This is a genomic window from Niveispirillum sp., assembly GCF_052437035.1.
Lineage (GTDB): Bacteria > Pseudomonadota > Alphaproteobacteria > Azospirillales > Azospirillaceae > Niveispirillum.
In genome coordinates this window covers 83,113-102,941 of sequence record NZ_JBQVOH010000012.1, presented here as the reverse complement: position 1 = coordinate 102,941, position 19,829 = coordinate 83,113, and the positions used below count along the sequence as shown (strand labels likewise).

Genomic DNA, 19,829 nt, shown 5'->3' with positions numbered 1-19,829 from the left:
TGACCGCAAGGCGCACAAATCCTTACGGCGCTACCACTCGATCCCGCGAAGCCAACAGGAGGCTTTGCGACCCGCCGTCAGGCATGAAGCCCCTGGGTGGGTTGTCCGCCAAGCGCTGGCATGGTCCTTGCGGAAGGTCCTCCCAGGTTGCCTCGGGCGCAAGCTCCGAAGGGGAGGAAAAGAATGAACGATCGAAACGCATTTCGGCGTGCGAACACGGCGCGTCAGCTCAAGTGGCTGGCAGGGGCATTCTCCCATGCATAAGCCGTCCCGTGCAGTGCAGGCGTACCCGGATCACACGCCGGAGCGGGCAGCATGAGGCCGTTTCTGACCCTGCATGATCCCGCCACCGCCAGGGCCCATTATAATTCAGGCCTGTGGATGCGGGACACATTCTACATGTTGCTGGCCGACGCGGCGTGGACGAAGCCTGATCACCCGGCCCTTCGCGATGGCCAGGAGACCCTGACATGGCGCGACGTGCACCTGCGGGCCGATGCCATGGCCGATGATCTCGTGCGGCACGGGCTGGGCGTCGGCGATCGCGTTTCCATGTGGCTGTCCAACAAGGTGGACGCCGTGATCACCTTCCTGGCCTGTTCACGTGAAGGTATCGCCTGCAATCCCTCGCTCCACCGGACCTATACGTGCCGGGAGATTGCAGACCTCCTGACGACGCTGGGCAGTGCGGCGCTCCTGACCGAGGATGGCTGGGGGGCCGACCGCGCGACGTGCGACTTCGATGCGATGATGGCGCAATTACCGTTTCTCAAGCGCGTCTACACGCCATCGACCATGCCGGGTGCCGGGGGCGAAAGCCGTCGCCCTGTTCATGACAATCCCGACACCGTTGCGTATCTCGCCTTCACCTCCGGTACGACCGGCACACCCAAATGCGTCATGCATTCGGCCAACACGCTGCTGGCGAACGGACGCGACTTGGTGAGGGACTGGGGGTTGGACGACCGCGATGTCATTCTCACGCTCAGCCCGCTGTCGCATCACATCGCCTGGGTTGCCGTGTGCCAATGGCTCTTTGCCGGATGTCTCCTGGTAACGGACGACGCGCCGGCCGGCATGGGCCGTCTCGACTGGACCCTGACGACCGGTGCCACCTATGTGCTGGGCGTGCCCACGCATGCGATGGACATCCTTCAGGAGCAGAAGGCGCGCGACCTCGCAACGCTCGGCTCGGTGCGGACCTTCTACATGGCCGGCGCACCAATACCGGCGGTTGTTGCGGAGGACTTCATGGCGCAGGGCATCACGCCGCAGAATGTCTATGGGATGACGGAAAACTCGTCTCATCAATATACCCATCCCGGTGACTCCCCCGACATCTGGACCCGGACCTGCGGGCGTGGGGGCAGAGGCTACGAAATCCGCATCTTCGACCCGGAGGACGCGGATCGCCCGCTCGGGCCCGGACAGACGGGCCAGATCGGCGGTCGCGGTGCGACGCTGATGCTGGGCTATTTCGGCAACCAGCGGGCAACCGAGAGCAGCTTCAACCGCGATGGCTGGTTTCTTTCGGGCGACCTGGGATCGCTTGACGATGAGGGCAACCTGCGAATTGAGGGGCGCCTCAAGGACCTGATCATTCGTGGCGGACACAATATCTATCCGTCGCGGATCGAATCTCTCGCCTTGACCCATGATGCCATACGGAAGGCGGCCGTCTTCGCGGTGGCCGACGAGAGACTGGGTGAACGCGTCTGCCTGGCCGTGGTCGGGGAGGTCACCAGCGACGAAGCGCTCCACCATCTCGCCCGGGAGGGCCTGTCGAAGTTCGACATGCCCGAATGGTTCCTGAAGCTGGAAGCCTTCCCCCTGACCCCAAGCGGCAAGATCCTCAAGCGCGACCTGGTCGACAGGGTCGCCCGCGGCGACCTGAAGCCCGTCCCCGTCCGCTACATTCCACCTAAGGTTGCTGTCCCATGACTGTCGAACTGACCCGGCGCGGCAATTGCGCGCTGATCACATTGAACCGGCTCGAGGCGCTCAACGCGCTGAGTTTCAGCATCATACGCGACATCGGTGCCGCCCTCGACACGGTGGCGGAGATGGAGGGTGTCCGCGCGCTGCTGATCACCGGTGCCGGCGAAAAGGCCTTCTGTGCCGGTGCCGACATCAAGGAATTGCGGAGCCGCCCCCTGCTCCCGCAGAAGCGGGGTGCGGAACTGGGCCAGGCCGTATTTGCGAAGCTCGACAACCTGCCGGTGGCGTCGGTGGCGCTGATCAACGGCTACGCCTTCGGGGGCGGGCTCGAACTGGCGCTTGCGTGCACCTTCCGGCTTGCCTCACGGACCGCGAAAGTTGGCCTGCCCGAAATCAAGCTCGGCCTAATCCCGGGCTATGGCGGAACCCAGCGGCTCCCCCGGCTGATCGGGGAGAGCCGGGCACTGGAGATGATCATGACCGGCCGCACGGTCGACGTCGGGGAGGCCGAGCGCATTGGTCTGGTCAACAGGATCGTCGAGGGTGATCTGGTCGAAGCCGGCGAGGCGTTTGCCGCCGGCTTCACCCGCTACAGCCTGCCAGCGCTCGAATTCGCCAGGAGGGCGGTCCAGCGCGGGGGTGGGCTGTCACTGGGCGAGGGCTTGAGGGTGGAGGCCGACCTGTCGACGCTGGCCTATCGTACCGCTGATGCCGAGGAGGGCATGGCGGCCTTCCAGGAAAAGCGCAAGCCGGAGTTCAATGATGGATAAAGGATCTGTCATCGTTACCGGTGCCAGCAAGGGCATCGGTGCATCCATCGCCGCTGAACTGGATCGGCGGGGCTATCCGGTGATCTGCGTGTCCCGGTCGGGTGACGCCCCGGTTGGCCAGGGCATTGCCTGCGACATGACCGACGAGGCGGCCGTGCGCGCGATGTTGGTCAAGGCGGCGGAAAGCCGGCCGATCATCGGGCTGGTCAACAATGCCGGCGTCCATATCCACGGCATGATCGCGACCCTCGACACGGCCGAATATGAAACGGTGATGCGGCTCAACGCCACGGCGGTCATGATCGCCGCGCGCGAGGCCTATCCCTATCTTCGCGGCAACGGGACGATCATCAATATCGGCTCCTTCTTCGACAAATTGGGCGTTGCCGACAATTTCGCCTATTGCGCATCGAAAGCCGCCGTGGGTGCCATGACCCGCTGCATGGCCGTTGAATGGGCGCGTGACAATATCCGCGTCCTGAACGTCGCCCCCGGTTATATCGCGACCGACCTGAACAGGGACTTCCTTGCCAGCGACAAGGTCAAGGCATGGCTGTCGAAGCGCATTCCCGTGCAACGGCCGGGCACCGCCGACGAGGTTGCCCGGCTGGTCGGCGCCATCTTCTCCGAAAACATCGGCTTTTTCACCGGCGAGACCCTCTATGTCGATGGCGGGCAGGGGATGAACCACTGATGACCCTATTCGACCAGCTCAACACCAGCCGCAACTGGAACGATGAAGAGCGCCAGATCCTGGACCAGGTCCAGCGCATGGCCGACGACATCATCGCGCCCAATGCCAAGCGCATCGATGAGGAGTCGCGGTTCCCCTGGGAAAATGTGGAGGCGATCAATGCGCTCGGCCTCAACACCATCTTCATACCCGAGGCATTTGGCGGGATGCCCGCCGCGTACCGGCTCTATCTGGAGATCGTCTCGATCATTTCGGAAGCGTGCGCATCGACCGGTATCATCTATGCGACCAACTATCATGGCATGAAGCCGCTGATCGATTTCGGCAGCGACGAGCAGTGCGCGCGGTTGCTGCCGGCCATTGCGGAGGGCGGCTTCGGCGCGTTGGCGATCACCGAACAAAGTGCCGGCTCGGATGCGACCGGCATGAAGACCCGCTTCACGCCCGATGGCGACGACATCATCGTCAACGGATCGAAGATATTCATCACCAATGGCGACGTTGCTGGCCGGATCCTGCTGTTTGGCAAATGGTCTGGGATCGATGACCCCAGGAAGGCGATCTCGGTCCTGATCCTGGAAGCGGGTGCGCCGGGATTCTCCGTGATCGGTAAGGAGCACAAGATGGGCCATCGCGGCTCGTCGACCTGCGCGCTTGCGTTCGACAATGTCCGGGTGCCGCGCGCCAACCTGATCGGCGCGCCCGGGCAGGGCCTGTCGATCCTGTTGGCGTCGCTCAACAAGTCGCGCCCGTCGATCGCCGCGCATGCACGCGGCATCGCCCGCGCCGCCTTCAAGGACATGGTCGCCTATGGCAATGGGCGCGTCCAGGGCGGGAGGAAGGTACTCGATTTCCAGGGCAACCAGTTCACGCTGGCCGATCTTGCCGGCGAACTGGCCCTTGTCGAACGCTGGATCGACTATGTCGCCGATCTGGTCGATGGTGGTGCGGAGAATTTCGGCATGGAAGCCTCGGTCGCCAAGATGCGCGCCTCTGACCTGGCCATGCGCATGACGACGGAATGCGTCCAGTTCCATGGCGGCTATGGCTATTGCACCGACTATCGGGCCGAGCGGCTGATGCGCGACGCCAAGATCACCCAGATATGGGAGGGGACCAACCAGGTCCACCGCCAACTCATCGGACGGAGCTTCGTCACGAAATGACCATGCACATTCAAAAGGTCGCCGTCTGTGGCGCCGGTGGCACCATGGGCGCCGGCATTGCCCTAGTCGCCGCCCGTGCCGGCTTCCGGACCCTGTGTTTCGATCTGTCCGCCGAGGCACTGACGGCCCAGCGCAAGGCCGCCGCGGAATTCTTCGGAAAGTCGGTCGATCGCGGCAAGATGACGGCCGAGGCACGCGATGCCGCGATGGCCAATCTGGTCGATACGACCCGCCTTGCCGACCTAGCGGATTGCGATCTGGTCATCGAGGCGATTTTCGAGGATCTGGGGGTCAAGCGCAAGCTGTTCACCGACCTCAATGCCCTGTGCAAGGCCGGGACGATCTTCGCGTCGAACACATCGACTCTGTCCATCACCGAGATCGCGTCGGGTTGCGGGCGGGAGGATCGCGTGGTGGGCATGCATTTCTGCCTGCCCGCGCAGATGATGAAGCTGATTGAGATGTCGCGCGGCATGAACAGCGCATCGGAGGTTTTCAAGATCGCATGGAACTGGACGCTGGCCGCCGGACAGCATCCGGTCGAAACCCAGGACAAGCCCGGCTTCATCCTCAACGCCTTGCTCGTCCCGTTCAACAATGACGTGATCCGCGCGGTGGAGGCCGGTGTTGCCACGCCCGGCGACATCGACAAGGCGATCAGGAAGGGTCTCGGCTACAAGATGGGACCCTGCGAACTGCTCGACCTGATCGGGCTGGATACGCAGGTTCGGCTATGCGAGGCCTTCTATCCGGTGACGCTGGATCCGCGCGCGTCGGCGCCGCCGCTGCTGCGCCGGATGGTGGCTGCCGGCCAGCTTGGCCGCAAGGTCGGTAAGGGCCTCTGCGGCTCGCAGAAGCCGACGGGGGACGCGCCTGCGCCGCGCGACTATGCCATCGTACAGACCGGTCCCAGCCGCGCCTTTCCGCCCGGCGATCCGTTCGCGGCAAAGGCCGCCGACGATGCGGATGTCGTCATCCATCTTGGCGGCAGCCCCCGGGAAGATGCCTTGAAGACGGCCATCCTGGTGGAGCTGGATACCGAATGCCTTGGTGTTCACACCGGTGAGTTGTCCGGCAGCGAGGGATCCAACATCCTGGGATTCGCGCGCTACCGCAACGGGAACGACGCGCCGACCAACCTGATCGAACTTGTGCATCAGCCGCGCAGCAGCCGGGAAGCCATCGAAGCCACGGTCCTGATGTTTGAGGCGGCTGGCTTCGACGTCGTTCTCTGCGCAGACCAGCCGGGGCGCATCATCGACCGGCTGGTGCGGCCGAAATACAATGCGGCCCTGCGCTTCCTCGATGAGGGGCTGGCGACGGCGGAAGCCATGGATATCACCTGCCGCATGGGCCTGGGCTATCCCGATGGGCCGATCGAGCGGGTCGTACGCGGCAACCTCGCCCGCCACCATGACATCAGCAGCGCGATCCACGCGATGACCGGGCAGGCGGCCTATATGCCGGCCCGCCGCGCCGTGGTGGCCAAGGCACGGGAGACGGCATGATGTCCCAAGGTGCCCTTGCCGGCCTGAAGGTGCTGGATTTCTCTACATTGCTGCCGGGGCCGATGGCGACGCTTTTCCTTGCTGAAGCGGGCGCTGAGGTCATCAAGGTGGAGCGCCCGGAAACGGGTGAGGAGATGAGGGGCTATGTGCCGCGCTGGGGAGAGGACAGCGTCAATTTCGCGATGCTCAACCGCGGCAAGAAAAGCGTGGCGCTCGACTTGAAGGATCCAGTAGAGCGCGCGCGCCTGCTGCCCTTGCTGGAGAGTGCCGATATCCTGGTCGATCAGTTCCGTCCTGGGGTGATGGCACGTCTCGGCTTTGCCTATAACGATCTTGTCCGAATCAATCCCGGCATTATCTACTGCTCGATTACCGGCTACGGGCAGCACGGTCCCCGGCACATGGCTGCCGGCCATGATCTAAACTATATCGGGGACACCGGCCTGCTCGCCCTCAGCCTCGGTACCGCCAGGACGCCCGTCATTCCTCCCGCGCTCATCGCCGACATTGCCGGTGGCACCTATCCGGCGGTGTTCAATATCCTGCTGGCCTTGCGCGAGCGCGACCGGACGGGCAAGGGAGCCTGTCTCGACATCGCCATGGCCGACAACCTTTTCCCGTTCCTGTACTGGGCCATGGGTGAGGGACAGGCCGTCGGTGACTGGCCCGGGAGCGGCGACGCGCTGGTCACCGGCGGCTCCTGCCGCTATCGCCTTTATCCCACGGCTGACGGTGGCTTTGCGGCAGTGGCGGCGCTGGAAGACAAGTTTTGGCGCGCCTTTACCGATGCAATCGGGCTGGAGCTGGAGCTGTGCGACGACAATGTCGACCCGGCGGCCACCACCCGCCGCATCGGAGAACTGATCGCCGCACGGGAGGCGGCGCATTGGGCGCAAGTGTTCGCACGCGCGGATTGCTGCTGCTCGATCGTGAAATCGGCCCGGCAGGCGATGGCAGATCCGCATTTCCTTGAACGCGGCGTGTTCGAGGCGGAGCTGACGAACGCGGCGGGCGACGTCATCCGCGCCCTGCCGACGCCCATCGCCCGGCCGTTCCGCCGCGCAGCGCAGGTGACGGAAACCGCACCCCGCCTTGGACAGGACAATGACGCGCTGCTGGCACCCACCGGCGCCGGCGGTCAATCGACAAGATCAAACCCCTGAACGGACAAGAGGACCATCAACATGATCAATCCGGATCCCGCCCATGTGGATGAATGGGGCAAGGGCATGTGGGACATCTTCGCCCGACTGGGCCGGTGTTCGCGCACGGCGGGCCTGTCGAAGGATGATCTGTCCATCGTCGATCATGAAGAGGCTGAGGTGCTGGATGCCTTCCGGCGCTACCACTATCTCTATGATGCCGGTGACCTGGACGGTGTCGTCTCCCGGTTCACCGACGATTGCGTTCTCGTCAATCCGCGCGGCACCTATATCGGCAGCGATGCGATCCGCGAGAATTATCGCTATCTGATCGGCCGTCCCAGGTTTTTCATCCATTATGGAACGAACACCCTGGTGCGCTTCAAACCGGGCATGATGGAAGCCTGGCTCGGCGCCTTCTATCAGGCCGTGATCGTCATGCCCGACAAGACGAGCTACACCGGCGCCGGCACCTACATGAAGCGCTACCGCAAGGATGATGGCGAGTGGAAAGTGTTTGAGGCGCGCATCACGGGCAATCTGCGGTTCGATCATCATCGCGGCCCGCCCGCCCCATCATCTCCGCCGCCCGGCACACTTGCCAGGAAGTCGGGTGACCTCCTCGAAGAAACGGCAACGCTTTAAATGGGCGCTACAGGAGATGAGGGCGCGCGGCGCAGCGGTGTGCCAATAACAGGCGATGACGGGGCGATCGCGACGGGTGCGGCCGCATCCTGCGATCTTGTCGTGATTGGCGGCGGGCTGGCCGGATTGACGGCGGCTGTCAGGGCCTGTGAACTGGGCTTGCGGGTCATCGTGCTTGAGCAGGGCGATGGACCGCAATATCCATGCAATTCACGGCAATCCGGCGGGATCTTGCATATCGCGTTCCATGATCCCTGTCGCGAACCGGCCGAATTGACCGATCTCATGGCGCGTGTGACCGACGGGCAGGTGCGCCCGGACGTAGCGGGGGCCCTGGCCGCCCACGCATCGCGGTTTATCGGCTGGCTGCGGGGCCAAGATGTGCGCCTCATGCGGTTCGATCCCCGCGAAATGTATCGCTGGGGCATGGCACCGCCCCGTGCGCTCAAGGGCGGGATCGACTGGGACGGGCGCGGCCCGGACAAGGCGCTGGCACAACTGGCGGGGCGGCTGGAGCATCTCGGTGGTGTCCTGCAATTGCGGAGCCGGGCGACAGACCTGCTGATGGAGGATGGGCGCTGCGTCGGGGTTCGCGGCGAAGCCGATGGGAGGGCGAAGATCTGGAAGGCGGGCGCCTGCATGATCGCCGATGGCGGGTTCCAGGCCGATCGCGCGCTGTTCGAGACGCATATCGCGCCCGACTTCAATGCCGTCTTTCAGCGTGGCGCCCGGACGGGCAAGGGTGACGGACTGAAGATGGCGGTCGCGGCCGGTGCCGCCCTGACGGATACCAACCGCTTCTACGGTCATCTTCTCTGCGCCGAGGCGCGGTCCAATGACGACCTCTGGCCATTTCCGCAGTTAGACGCCATCGCAACGGCCGGTATCGTAGTGGACGGCAACGGCCTGCGGGTTGCGGACGAGGGGCGAACCGGCGTCTATCTCACCAACGCGCTCGCCTCGGTCCCTGCCGACCCCGGACTGTTCGTGATTTTCGACAGTGCAATCTGGGAAGGGCCCGGCAGGGCCGACCGCGTGGCACCCAATCCATGGGTCGAGAAGGGGGGCGGCACCGTCCACCGGGCCGATACGCTCCAGGAACTGGCCGACCTGATCGGTGTGCCGGCCCCTGCGCTCATCGAGACGGTGGGCGGCTATAACCACGCAAGGGCAACCGGAACGCTGGCACAATTGCCGATCGCGCGATCAGAAAAAATCCAGTCCTTCGCTATCAACCAGGCGCCCTATATGGCGATCCGGGTGATGCCCGGCATCACCTATACGATGGGTGGCATCGCCATTGACGGGCACGCGCAGGTACTGGGGGCCGATGGAAAGCCTGTTCCGGGGCTGTTTGCGGCGGGCGCCGCGACCGGTGGCCTCGAAGGAGGCACCAATGCCGGCTATATCGGGGGGCTGATCAAGGCCGGAACCTTCGGCCTGCTCGGGGCGGAGCGGCTGGCGGCCCTGATGGGAAAGCCGGTGACGCAGGATGTTCAGGCGTTGCCATCTCCCACCGCCACGAAGGGCGAGCCGCAGGGTCTGGCCCGGTTCCCGATGCTGCGCGCGACGCTGCGTCACGGCCGCACGGCCGCATATGCCGCAGCCGTCTTCGCCTTTGTCGCGGCGCTGCTGATCACTTGGTCGCCACTCGGCCCCATCTCGCTGATCCTTGCCGCAGCATTTGCGGCGACCCTGTGGTTCGCCATTCTGTGCTTCACCGAACTGGTGCGGCTGATCACTGAACTGTTGATGCCGGATTGATTGCGTCGGCATCCGTGAAAGAGACATCATGAAGACCGTGCCCCTCGACATCATTCTGCTGGGTCCGCCCGGCGCCGGCAAGGGAACCCAAGCATCGACGCTTGTCTCCGGTCGCGGCATGGTCCAGCTCTCAACCGGGGACATGCTGCGCACGGCCGTGCGCGATGGCACGCCGACCGGCCTGCAGGCACAGGCGGTGATGGCGGCGGGCGAACTCGTGTCCGATGAGATCGTCTCAGGCCTGATCGGCGAGAAGCTCGACAGTATGGCGCATTCCGCGGGCGCGATCTTTGACGGCTATCCACGGACCAGGCCGCAGGCAATCGCGCTTGATGCCATTCTGGCGCAGCGTGGGCGCGCCCTGCGCCATGTGATCGAGCTTACGGTGGACGAGGATGCGCTCGTCGAGCGGATTACCGGCCGCTATAGCTGCGCGCAGTGCGGCGAAGGCTATCATGACCGGTTCAGGCAGCCCCGGCTGGCCGGAACCTGTGAGCGGTGCGGTTCCACGCAGTTCTTGCGCCGTCCCGACGACAATGAACAGGCCGTCCGCACCCGCATGGCCGAGTATCGGGCCAAGACGGCGCCGATCCTGCCGGTCTACGAGGCGCGCGGGCTCGTGAGCCGTGTTGACGGCATGGCGGAGATCGCGACGGTATCAGCCGCGATCGGGGCGATACTGGACCGCTGACGCGATCGCGGGATTGCGTGGCGGGGTTGTGTCCGCTGCGGTCAGCGACCCCGCCCACCTGTCGTCCATAACAACATTATCGCGCGGGCGGCGGGCGATTACTGGGGATAGCGTCGTTGGCATGGGGCTTGCTGATTGCAAGGAAGAGAATCCTGTATTCGGAGAAGAATGTTGAAGCTCAAGGCTGAGCGCAGCCGGCGGAATGCGCCGGGCGAGCATGAGAATGGCGTGCGTGGCGGAGGGGTCGATCATGGCAATCGCTGATAGCCTTCTGGCGCGGCTGAAGGACCCGACGCTTGTCACCGACCAGGCCTATGTTGCAGGGCAATGGGTTGCCAGGAGCGACAGCGGCAAGACCTTCGAGGTGACCAATCCTTCAACCGGAGAGGTGATCGCGACGCTGCCTGATCTCGGGCGGGCCGAAACCGGCCGGGCGATCGCTGCCGCCTATGATGCGCAGAAGCTCTGGGCAGCCAGGACCGCCAAGGAACGTGCCGCGATATTGCGCCGGGTCCATGACCTGATGATCGCGAATGCCGATGATCTCGCGGTGATCCTGACGACGGAAATGGGCAAGCCCCTCGCCGAGGCGAAAGGCGAGATCCTGTACGGTGCCTCCTATGTCGAGTGGTTCGGCGAGGAGGCCAAGCGCCTCTATGGCGACATGATCCCGGGACCGCAGGCGGACAAGCGCATCATCGTGCTCCGGCAGCCCGTCGGGGTCGTGGCGACGATCACGCCGTGGAATTTCCCCAACGCCATGCTCGCGCGCAAGTTCGCGCCGGCGCTCGCCGCCGGTTGCGCCGTGGTCTCCAAGCCCGCGGCCGAGACGCCGCTGTCGGCGCTGTCGCTGGCACTGCTGGCCGAACGTGCGGGTCTGCCGGCGGGCCTTTTCAACGTCGTGACGTCGAGCGCCTCTTCCGACATCGGGAAGGAGTTCTGCGAAAACGAGAAGGTCCGTAAGCTCAGCTTCACGGGCTCCACCAATGTCGGCCGCATCCTGATGCGTCAGGGTGCGGACCAGATCATGAAGCTGGGCTTCGAGCTGGGTGGCAATGCGCCGTTCATCGTATTCGACGATGCCGATATCGATGCGGCCATCGAAGGGGCGATGATCTCCAAATACCGCAACAACGGTCAGACATGCGTGTGCGCGAACCGCCTTTACATCCAGGCGGGCGTTTACGATGAATTTGCGCGTAAGCTGTCCGAAAGGGTCGCTTGCATGAAAGTCGGCGACGGCTTCGAGGCGGGCGTGTCGGTGGGGCCCCTGATTGATGCCGATGCGCGAGACAAAGTCGAGGATCACATTGCCGACGCTCTGTCCAAGGGCGCCACAGTGGCGCTGGGCGGCCAGCGGGACACCCGTGGCGGGCTGTTCTTCCAGCCGACGATCCTGACCGGCGTCACCAGTGCGATGAAGGTTGCACGCGAGGAGACCTTCGGGCCCGTGGCGCCGCTTTTCCGGTTCGAAACCGAGGAAGAGGTCGTGGCACTGGCCAACGACACCGAATTCGGGCTCGCCTCCTATTTCTACGCACGTGACCTGAGCAAGGTGTTCCGGGTCGCCGAGGCGCTCGAATATGGAATGGTGGGCATCAATACCGGCCTGATCTCCACCGAGGTGGCACCGTTCGGCGGTATCAAGCAGTCCGGCTTGGGCCGGGAAGGATCCAAGTACGGGATCGATGACTACACCGAACTCAAATATCTGTGCCTTTCGGTATGACCGGACCGGGTTGCCGGCGGGGGTACCGGCAGATGGAGAAATGAATGCTTTCGCAATTTCTACCGGTCCCCACGCCGGAGACGCAGCATTTCTGGGACGGATGCAAGGCGGGAGAGCTGCGGCTGCAGCGGTGTGTCGCCTGCCAGGACAGCTATTTTCCGCCACGTCCCTTCTGTCCGAAATGCGGCAGCCGCGAGGTCGAGGTCTACAGAGCCAGCGGCAACGCCATCCTGTGGTCCTATGTGATCAATCACCTTCCGCGCGCCGACTTCGGTAGCGAGCCCTATGCCATCGCTGTGGTGAAGCTGGACGAAGGGCCGATGATGATGACGAACATCGTGGATTGCCCCCAGACACCCGAAGCGCTGCAACTCGACATGCCGCTGCAGGCGGCCTTCGGCAAACGGTCGGACGAGATCACACTGCCCCTTTTCGCGCCGGCGAGGCCGTAACCCCATGAAGCAGAAAACCATAGCCGTGGTCGGCGCCGCCGAAACGACGAAGATGGGCAGGATTCCGGATGCCTCGGTGCTCGGATTGCACGCCGACGCAGCGCTCAATGCGCTGGCCGACGCTGGCCTGAAACCGTCCGACATTGATGGTGTGGCGACCGCAGGCGTCAGCCCGGTCGAGCTGGCCTATTACCTCGGCATCAAGCCGGTCTATGCCGATGGCACCAGCGTCGGTGGCTGTTCGTTCATGATGCATGTCCGCCACGCGGCCGCAGCCATCAATGAGGGCCTGGCCACGACGGTTTTGATCACGCACGGTGAATCCGGCCGTTCGCGGATAGGTACCGGCAGCTTCAGCCCGCCGCCATCGAGCCTAGCGGACCAGTTTGAAAAACCGTTCGGGACGACAGGCCCGGCCAGCACCTTCACCCTGCCGGTTCTGCGATATCTCAAGGCACGAGACTATCGGGTCGAGGACCTCGCCAATGTCGCGGTTATCCAGCGCGAATGGGCCGCCCTGAACCCGCGCGCGAGTTTCCGGGATCCGCTCACCATCGACGATGTGCTCAGTTCGAAAATGGTCGCATGGCCCTACACCAAGCTCATGTGCTGCCTGGTGACCGATGGCGGGGGGGCCCTGGTCCTGACCTCGGCGGAGCGGGCCAGGGATTTCCCGCAGAAGCCGGTCTATATCCTTGGCACCGGAGAGAGCGTCGAGACACCAATGGTGTCCCAGATGTATGATTTCACCTCGTCCACCGCGTTCAGGCTTTCCGGCAGGAGGGCGTTCGATGAGGCCGGTATCACCCATGCCGATGTCGATCACCTGATGATCTACGATGCCTTCGCCCATTTGCCGCTCTACGGCCTGGAAGATCTCGGCTTCGTCAAGCCGGGCGAGGCAGCGGGTTTCATCAACGAGCGCAACACCGCCATCGGCGGCAAGCTGCCCGTGAACACCAATGGCGGCGGTCTCAGCTACATGCATTCGGGCATGTATGGCATGTATGCGATGCAGGAGAGCGTACGACAGCTGCGCGGCACTGCGGCGGCCCAGGTGCCTGGAGCCGCCATCAGCGTCAGCCATGGCGTCGGCGGCATCTTCTGGGCGGCCGGAACGGTGATCTTTTCAAACGAAGCGCCTTAGCCATGTCTGCCTGCCCACCTTCGCACCAGCGTGGGCCGAACCGGTTATGGCCGGATCAGGCCATGGACAGTGAATTCCGGGCGCTGTTCGATGCCCAGGCACGGGCCGCGACCAGCTTGGCGAATTCCACGCTTACGGCCCTTCCGCTGGTGGAGATCCGTGCGGGTTATCGCGCGCAGCGCCAGGCGCAGGACAAGTGTCCGCCCGCAGGGGTGATGGTCCGACAGATAGAGGTCCAGGGAGGCGACGGCAGGCTGGGTGCGCGCCTGTACGTCCCTGACGGCGTTGCGACACCATCGGCTGCCATGGCTTATTTCCACGGGGGTGGCTTCGTGGTCGGCGATCTTGACACCCATGACGGGTTTTGCCGGCGTCTTGCCGTCGGTGCGGGGTGTCGGGTAATTGCCGTCGACTATCGGTTGGCACCGGAGCATCCGTTCCCGGCGGCACATGACGACGCGCTGGCGGCCACGCGCTGGTGTTTCGATCACGCCGAGGCGCTGGGTGCGGACCGGCGGCGGATCGCGGTTGGCGGTGATTCCGCCGGTGCCAATCTCGCGGCCGCCACTGCCAACATGCTGGGGCACGATCCCGTCCATCCCCTCGTCTTCCAGATGCTCCTGTACCCCGTGACCTGGCCGGAAATCCCGACAGTATCGCGAGACATGTTTGACGGGCCGGTGCTGACGAAGGTCAATCTGGCGTGGTTCACCGATTGCCTGGGTTTCCGTGGCCACGGCGAAGCGGATCGCACCGTCCTGGAGAACGCCAGGCTTCTGCACCCACCGCCCGCCCTGGTCGTGACAGCCGGTCATGATCCCCTGCGGGACGAAGGCCGTGCCTATGCGGAACGCCTGGTGACGCATGGCGCCACCGTCGATCACATCGAGTTCGGCGCGCTGCCGCACGATTTCTACATCATGCCCGATATGTCCCCGGCGGTGCCCCGCGCCATCGAGGTGACGATCAAGCGGCTGCGCACGGCTCTCCAGTGAGAGAGCCGATCATATCAGTCAGAAAAGGACGTTCCATGCCCATCTATTATCCCGACATTCTTGATCAGGTCACCGAACCGGAAATCTTCAGCTATACGGACAAGGACGTCATGCTCTACGCGCTCGGCGTCGGGCTGGGCGGCGATCCGTTGAATGAGGCCGAGTTGCCCTTCGTGTATGAGAAGGGTCTCAAGGTCGTTCCCACGGCCGTGACCGTCCTAGCACCACCGCTCAGCCGGCTCCGTCCCGCCCAGCGCAAGCCGGGTCACCGCGAGAGCGTGCCCAATGTGCTGATGCTGGTCCATGGTGAGCAGAAAATCGTCCTTCACCGGCCGCTTCCCGCCGCCGGGACCTTCACCGTACAGGTCGGGACCGTCGCAGCATTCGACAAGGGCGCGAAGGGTGCAGTCGAAATCCGTGAAACAACGTGGACCGATGAGGCCGGCGAACGGGTCGCCACGTTGACAAGTTCGGTCTTCCTGCGCGGTGACGGCGGATTTGGCGGCCCGTCGGATGGTGGGCCCGTGCCGCACAATGTTCCCGGCCGTGCGCCCGACCTCACCGTCTCGATCCCCACCCGGCTGGACCAGGCGCTACTCTATCGCCTGAATGGGGATCGCAATCCGCTTCATTCCGATCCTGAAAGCGCCAACCGTTCCGGTTTCGACCGGCCCATTCTTCACGGGCTGTGCACCTATGGGATCACCTGCCGCGCAGTGCTCCAGGCGATTACCGATTATGATCCCGACCAGATCCTCAGCCATCAGGTCCGGTTTTCGGCGCCGGTGTTTCCCGGCGAAACCATCAGCGTCGACCTGTGGCGGGACGGCAAGGAAATCTCGTTCGAAGCGCGAGTTGTCGAGCGGGGCGTCACGGTCATCAAGAATGGGCTGACGATTCTGCGGTAAAGATTGTCGCGATGTGGGGCCATCCTCCCGGATCGAGGCGAGGGTACCGAAATACGCGGCGGAGGCTCCCAGGGGGAGGATGAAGATGAAAGCTGCTGTATTGCGCGAAGTGCGCACGCCGCTGCGGATTGAAGATGTGCAGATCGCCAAGCCCGGTCCGCACGAGGTGCTGATCCGCACCATGGCCGCCGGCCTGTGCCACTCCGATCTGCATTTCATGGAAGGTTCATATCCGCACGCCCTGCCTGCCGTGCTCGGGCACGAGAGTGCGGGCATCGTGGAACAGGTCGGTTCGGAAGTCAGGACAGTGAAACCGGGAGATCACGTGATCACCTGCCTGTCGGCATTTTGCGGACATTGCGAGCACTGCATCACGGGCCATCTGAGCCTGTGTCAGTCACCGGATACCAAGCGCGGTGAAGATCATCCGCCCCGGCTTTCCCAGGCTGGCGCCGCCTTGCCGCAGTTTCTCAATCTCTCGGCCTTTGCCGAACAGATGCTCGTGCACGAGCATGCCTGTGTCGCGATCCGCCAGGACATGCCCTTCGACCGCGCAGCGCTCATCGGGTGCGCTGTTATGACGGGAGTGGGGGCGGTCATTCATACCTCGCAAGTCCGACCCGGGGAGACCGTTGCGGTCATCGGCTGCGGTGGCGTCGGCCTGTCGGCTCTGAACGGTGCTGCAATCGCCGGCGCCAGCCGGATCATCGCGATCGACATGAACGAAGCAAAAGCAGATCTGGCCAGGGCCGTCGGCGCCACGGACTTCATCGACGCCTCGCAGACTGACGCGGTCGCCGCAGTGCTGGAGATCACCAAAGGCGGTGTTCATCATTCCTTTGAGGCCATCGGCCTCGCGAAAGCTGCGGAGCAGGCCTTCGGCATTCTCCGCCGCGGCGGCACGGCCAACATCATCGGCATGATTCCGCCCGGCATCAACATATCCCTGCCGGGTGCTGCATTCCTGGGTGAAAGGCGGATTCAAGGCTCGCTCATGGGCTCCAACCGTTTCCCGGTCGACATGCCGCGTCTGGTCGATTTCTACCTGTCCGGACGGCTGAAGCTGGATCACCTCATCTCGAAACGGATCCGCCTCGAACAGGTGAACGAGGGCTTTGCCGACATGAAGACTGGCGGCCTCGCACGGTCCGTCATCATCTTTGATCAGGCCGTGTGATCGTTTCCAGAGCGAGCGGCATTAAGTTGGGCGCTTCCATAGATCTGGTCGCGCTCCAGGCGAACTCTGATCATCTTCCGCAGGACATCTGCATCCGCACCCCTTTCCACGTGGTCGAGACCCGGGCCCGGCGTGTGCACGTCACGGTCAGGTTCTGCGAAACATGTCGTCGGCGGGAGCATTGTTCCCGCCAGCCCGCGGCCCGGTTTCGAGCATGATGGCGACCGCACCGACCGCAACTGGCGGGATTGCGTTGTTTTGGGCGGATTGGATCGTTCGCGCCTCCCGGTCAGGGCATGTGGCTACCTGCTTTGGTATGGGCCTTGCGTAGTGAGGGATATTCCACCGGCTGCGGCGGAAATGTTGAATGAGGCGCGCTTGGGTCGCGCAAACCGTATGGCGCGCAGATGCGCCACCAGGGAGAGCATAATGGGACTTCTTGACGGCAAGGTCGCCATCATCACCGGCGCCGGCGGCGGCCTTGGTGCGGCGTATGCCAAGCTTTTTGCTGCTGAAGGGGCTGCGGTCGTTGTCAATGACCTCGGCGCGGCGCGTGATGGTTCAGGCGCGGATGCGAGTGCCGCAGCGCAGTTAGTGGTGGACGAGATCCGTGCCGCCGGCGGCCGCGCTGTGGCCAATGGCGATGACGTCTCCACCATGCAGGGCGGCGAGAATATATTGAAGGCCGCCTTGGACAATTTCGGCCAGGTCGACATCCTGATCTGCAACGCCGGGATTCTGCGGGACAAGAGTTTCCCGAAGATGACCGAGGAAGATTGGGACCTTGTTGTGAAGGTCCACCTGAAGGGCACCTATTGCTGTACCTTGCCGGTGTGGAAGTGGCTCAAGGAGAACAGCAAGCCGGGTGTCATCATCATGACCTCCTCGACGACCGGACTTTACGGCAATTTCGGCCAGGCGAATTATGGCGCGGCCAAGGGCGGCATCTACAGCTTCATGCGCGTCCTCTCGATCGAAGGGCGCAAGAGCGGCATTCGCGTGATGGGCCTGGCGCCCGGCGCCCTGACCCGGATGACCGCGGACCTGGGTTATCCGGAGAACCCGCTGCGTCTTCCGGAGAACATCGCCCCCGCCGTGCTGTTCATGGCATCGGACCTCGCCGCCGACCATTCGGGCAAGGTGCTCTCCGTCTCGTCGCAAGGCGTGGCCGAAGTAAAGATGGTGCAGACCGACGGCTTCCGTCCCGACAAGCCCTATACGGCGCAGGAACTGGCTGGTCATGCACAGTCTATCTTCTTCGGGGCAGATTGAAGGAGTGCGCCTGCCGGGCCTAGCGGTTTCCGCTGAAGCGTCGCGTTTGACCATGACGGGAAGGGGATGCTCCTTCCCGTCATGCCACCGCCGCTGATCGTTCGACCGAGGCAAGGCGGTTGGAGCAACAAGAAACGCAGGCGGCTTCAGTTCCGGTAAACTGGGTCGACCGAGGGGTGGGAGAGGGACGCATTGACCGACATAATCCATGATCGCGATGCGCTATACGACCGTCTGGATCGTGCTGCGCAGTCAGGCATGACCCTGTCGGTCTGGGCCGCGCGGCAGCCCGACCGCATCGCCGTGTACGACCCGGATGGTCGTACACGATCCTTAGGGGAAGCGAACAGCAATGCGAACCGGCTGGCCCGGTTGCTGCGCGCGCGTGGCCTGAAGGCCGGGGATGCACTGGCCCTCATCTGCTCGAACCGGGCCGAATTTTTCGAAGTGCTGGCCGCGACGCTGCGCACCGGGATCCGCGTGACGCCGGTGAACTGGCATCTGACGGCCGACGAGATTGCCTTCATCGTCCGGGACTGTGATGCTAAGGCGGTGGTTGGCGACGCGCGCGTCGCCCCGGCCCTGTCGTCGGCGATTGCGGATTGTCCCGACGTGACCGTCCGGCTGGCGGTGGGCGGAGCGATCGCGGGCTTTGAAGCCTATGACGATGCCTTAGCGGAATATGACGGGTCCGATATTGCCGATCCTGTACTCGGCAACATCATGTTCTACACGTCCGGCACGACGGGGCGGCCCAAGGGCGTTCTGCGGTCGGCAGCACTGATCCTGCCGGCGCGTTCCTATGCTGAAAAGGGCTATGATCCGGAGACGTCTGTGCAACTGTGCGCGGGACCGGCCTATCATGGCGGTCCGCTCGGCTTCGATGTCCGTGCCGCAATGAACAGCGGCACGCCGCTGGTGTTTCTCGACAAATGGGATACCGAGCAGGTTCTGCGGACAATTTCGCAGATGCGAGTCACCCACATGCATCTGGTTCCGATCATGTTCCAGCGATTGCTGGCGCTGCCGGACGCAGTGAAGGCGAAGTACAGCGTCGGTCATGTACGCTACATCATCCATGGTGCAGCACCGTGCCCACCGGAGGTGAAGCGCGCGATGATCGACTGGTTCGGACCGGTCCTGACGGAATATTACGCCGGATCGGAAGGTGGCGCGGGTTTCTTCATAAATTCGCACGAGTGGCTGAAAAAGCCGGGATCGGTCGGCAGGAAACCGGACCTTCTCAAGGTCCGGATACTGGATGAGAACGGGCATGATGTACCCGCCGGCATCTCCGGGACCATCTATCACCAGTTGCCAGCGGGGGGAGGCTTCACCTACCACAAGGACCCCGCAAAGACGGCGGCAGGCCGGTTCGAAGACTTCTTCACGATGGGCGACATCGGTTATTTCGATGAGGATGATTATCTCTTCCTGACGGGCCGGAGTGCCGAAACGATCATATCCGGCGGCGTGAACATCTATCCGCAGGAGATCGACAACGAGCTGGTCAGGCACGAGGCGGTTGCCGACAGTGCCACGGTCGGAATCCCGGACCCGGATTGGGGGGAGCAGGTTCGCGCCGTCATCCAGCTTAAGGCGGGATATGCCCCCACGGCCGCGCTGGCGGGCGAGATCCTCGCTTTCGCCCGTACCCGGCTGCCCGGTTACAAGATTCCCAAGGCGATTGACTTCGTCACCGATCTCCCGCGCTCCGATGCCGGCAAGATCCTGCGCGACAAGGTCCGTGCGCCTTATTGGGCCGGACGGGCGCGTCAGATCTAGGTGATGGTCGGACCGCCCGGCAGAGCTAGGCAGACCGGTTGTCTCT

The 19,829-nt window shown here is 63.8% G+C and carries 17 protein-coding genes; all 17 read left to right on the top strand.

Annotated features, from left to right (window positions below; all coding sequences use genetic code 11):
- Positions 1-315: 315 nt before the first annotated feature.
- The 17 genes from ACT6Q8_RS22465 to ACT6Q8_RS22385 all read left to right on the top strand — a co-directional run bounded on the left by ACT6Q8_RS22465 (position 316) and on the right by ACT6Q8_RS22385 (position 19,783).
- Entirely contained in the window at positions 316-1,941 is a 1,626-nt protein-coding gene (locus tag ACT6Q8_RS22465) for a class I adenylate-forming enzyme family protein (RefSeq protein ID WP_444734657.1), read from the top strand.
- Positions 1,938-2,708 (top strand): enoyl-CoA hydratase/isomerase family protein, encoded by a 771-nt coding sequence (locus ACT6Q8_RS22460; protein ID WP_444734658.1) that lies wholly within the window; start codon positions 1,938-1,940, stop codon positions 2,706-2,708. The genes ACT6Q8_RS22465 and ACT6Q8_RS22460 overlap by 4 nt, the downstream gene beginning before the upstream one ends.
- On the top strand, positions 2,698-3,402 hold the full coding sequence (locus tag ACT6Q8_RS22455) for an SDR family NAD(P)-dependent oxidoreductase (protein WP_444734659.1): 705 nt from the start codon (positions 2,698-2,700) through the stop codon (positions 3,400-3,402). Before ACT6Q8_RS22460 ends, ACT6Q8_RS22455 begins: the two co-directional genes overlap by 11 nt.
- A complete protein-coding gene (locus ACT6Q8_RS22450; RefSeq protein ID WP_444734660.1) occupies positions 3,402-4,568 on the top strand; it encodes an acyl-CoA dehydrogenase family protein in 1,167 nt (388 codons plus the stop codon). Before ACT6Q8_RS22455 ends, ACT6Q8_RS22450 begins: the two co-directional genes overlap by 1 nt.
- Positions 4,565-6,076: a 3-hydroxyacyl-CoA dehydrogenase NAD-binding domain-containing protein gene (locus ACT6Q8_RS22445; protein WP_444734661.1), complete on the top strand. Its 1,512-nt coding sequence runs from the start codon at positions 4,565-4,567 to the stop codon at positions 6,074-6,076. Before ACT6Q8_RS22450 ends, ACT6Q8_RS22445 begins: the two co-directional genes overlap by 4 nt.
- Positions 6,073-7,239: a CaiB/BaiF CoA transferase family protein gene (locus ACT6Q8_RS22440; RefSeq protein WP_444734662.1), complete on the top strand. Its 1,167-nt coding sequence runs from the start codon at positions 6,073-6,075 to the stop codon at positions 7,237-7,239. The genes ACT6Q8_RS22445 and ACT6Q8_RS22440 overlap by 4 nt, the downstream gene beginning before the upstream one ends.
- A 21-nt stretch (positions 7,240-7,260) precedes the next feature.
- Entirely contained in the window at positions 7,261-7,863 is a 603-nt protein-coding gene (locus ACT6Q8_RS22435; protein ID WP_444734663.1) for a nuclear transport factor 2 family protein, read from the top strand.
- Entirely contained in the window at positions 7,864-9,627 is a 1,764-nt protein-coding gene (locus ACT6Q8_RS22430; protein ID WP_444734664.1) for an FAD-dependent oxidoreductase, read from the top strand.
- A gap of 28 nt (positions 9,628-9,655) precedes the next feature.
- Positions 9,656-10,318: an adenylate kinase gene (locus ACT6Q8_RS22425; protein WP_444734665.1), complete on the top strand. Its 663-nt coding sequence runs from the start codon at positions 9,656-9,658 to the stop codon at positions 10,316-10,318.
- 250 nt (positions 10,319-10,568) lie between these two features.
- Positions 10,569-12,047, top strand: coding sequence for an NAD-dependent succinate-semialdehyde dehydrogenase (locus tag ACT6Q8_RS22420; RefSeq protein WP_444734666.1), 1,479 nt, complete (start codon positions 10,569-10,571; stop codon positions 12,045-12,047).
- A gap of 44 nt (positions 12,048-12,091) precedes the next feature.
- Positions 12,092-12,499 carry a Zn-ribbon domain-containing OB-fold protein gene (locus ACT6Q8_RS22415; protein ID WP_444734667.1) on the top strand — a complete coding sequence of 136 codons (408 nt, stop codon included), beginning with the start codon at positions 12,092-12,094 and terminating at the stop codon, positions 12,497-12,499.
- Between the two features lie 4 nt (positions 12,500-12,503).
- Positions 12,504-13,646: a thiolase C-terminal domain-containing protein gene (locus tag ACT6Q8_RS22410; protein WP_444734668.1), complete on the top strand. Its 1,143-nt coding sequence runs from the start codon at positions 12,504-12,506 to the stop codon at positions 13,644-13,646.
- Between the two features lie 62 nt (positions 13,647-13,708).
- Positions 13,709-14,641: an alpha/beta hydrolase gene (locus ACT6Q8_RS22405; RefSeq protein WP_444734669.1), complete on the top strand. Its 933-nt coding sequence runs from the start codon at positions 13,709-13,711 to the stop codon at positions 14,639-14,641.
- Positions 14,642-14,676: 35 nt separating this feature from the next.
- On the top strand, positions 14,677-15,549 hold the full coding sequence (locus tag ACT6Q8_RS22400) for a MaoC/PaaZ C-terminal domain-containing protein (RefSeq protein WP_444734670.1): 873 nt from the start codon (positions 14,677-14,679) through the stop codon (positions 15,547-15,549).
- Positions 15,550-15,634: 85 nt separating this feature from the next.
- Complete coding sequence (locus ACT6Q8_RS22395) at positions 15,635-16,726, top strand: Zn-dependent alcohol dehydrogenase (protein WP_444734671.1); 1,092 nt, start codon at positions 15,635-15,637, stop codon at positions 16,724-16,726.
- 429 nt (positions 16,727-17,155) lie between these two features.
- Positions 17,156-17,998, top strand: coding sequence for an SDR family NAD(P)-dependent oxidoreductase (locus ACT6Q8_RS22390; RefSeq protein ID WP_444734672.1), 843 nt, complete (start codon positions 17,156-17,158; stop codon positions 17,996-17,998).
- A gap of 192 nt (positions 17,999-18,190) precedes the next feature.
- Positions 18,191-19,783 (top strand): AMP-binding protein, encoded by a 1,593-nt coding sequence (locus tag ACT6Q8_RS22385; protein WP_444734673.1) that lies wholly within the window; start codon positions 18,191-18,193, stop codon positions 19,781-19,783.
- The last annotated feature ends 46 nt before the right edge of the window (positions 19,784-19,829 follow it).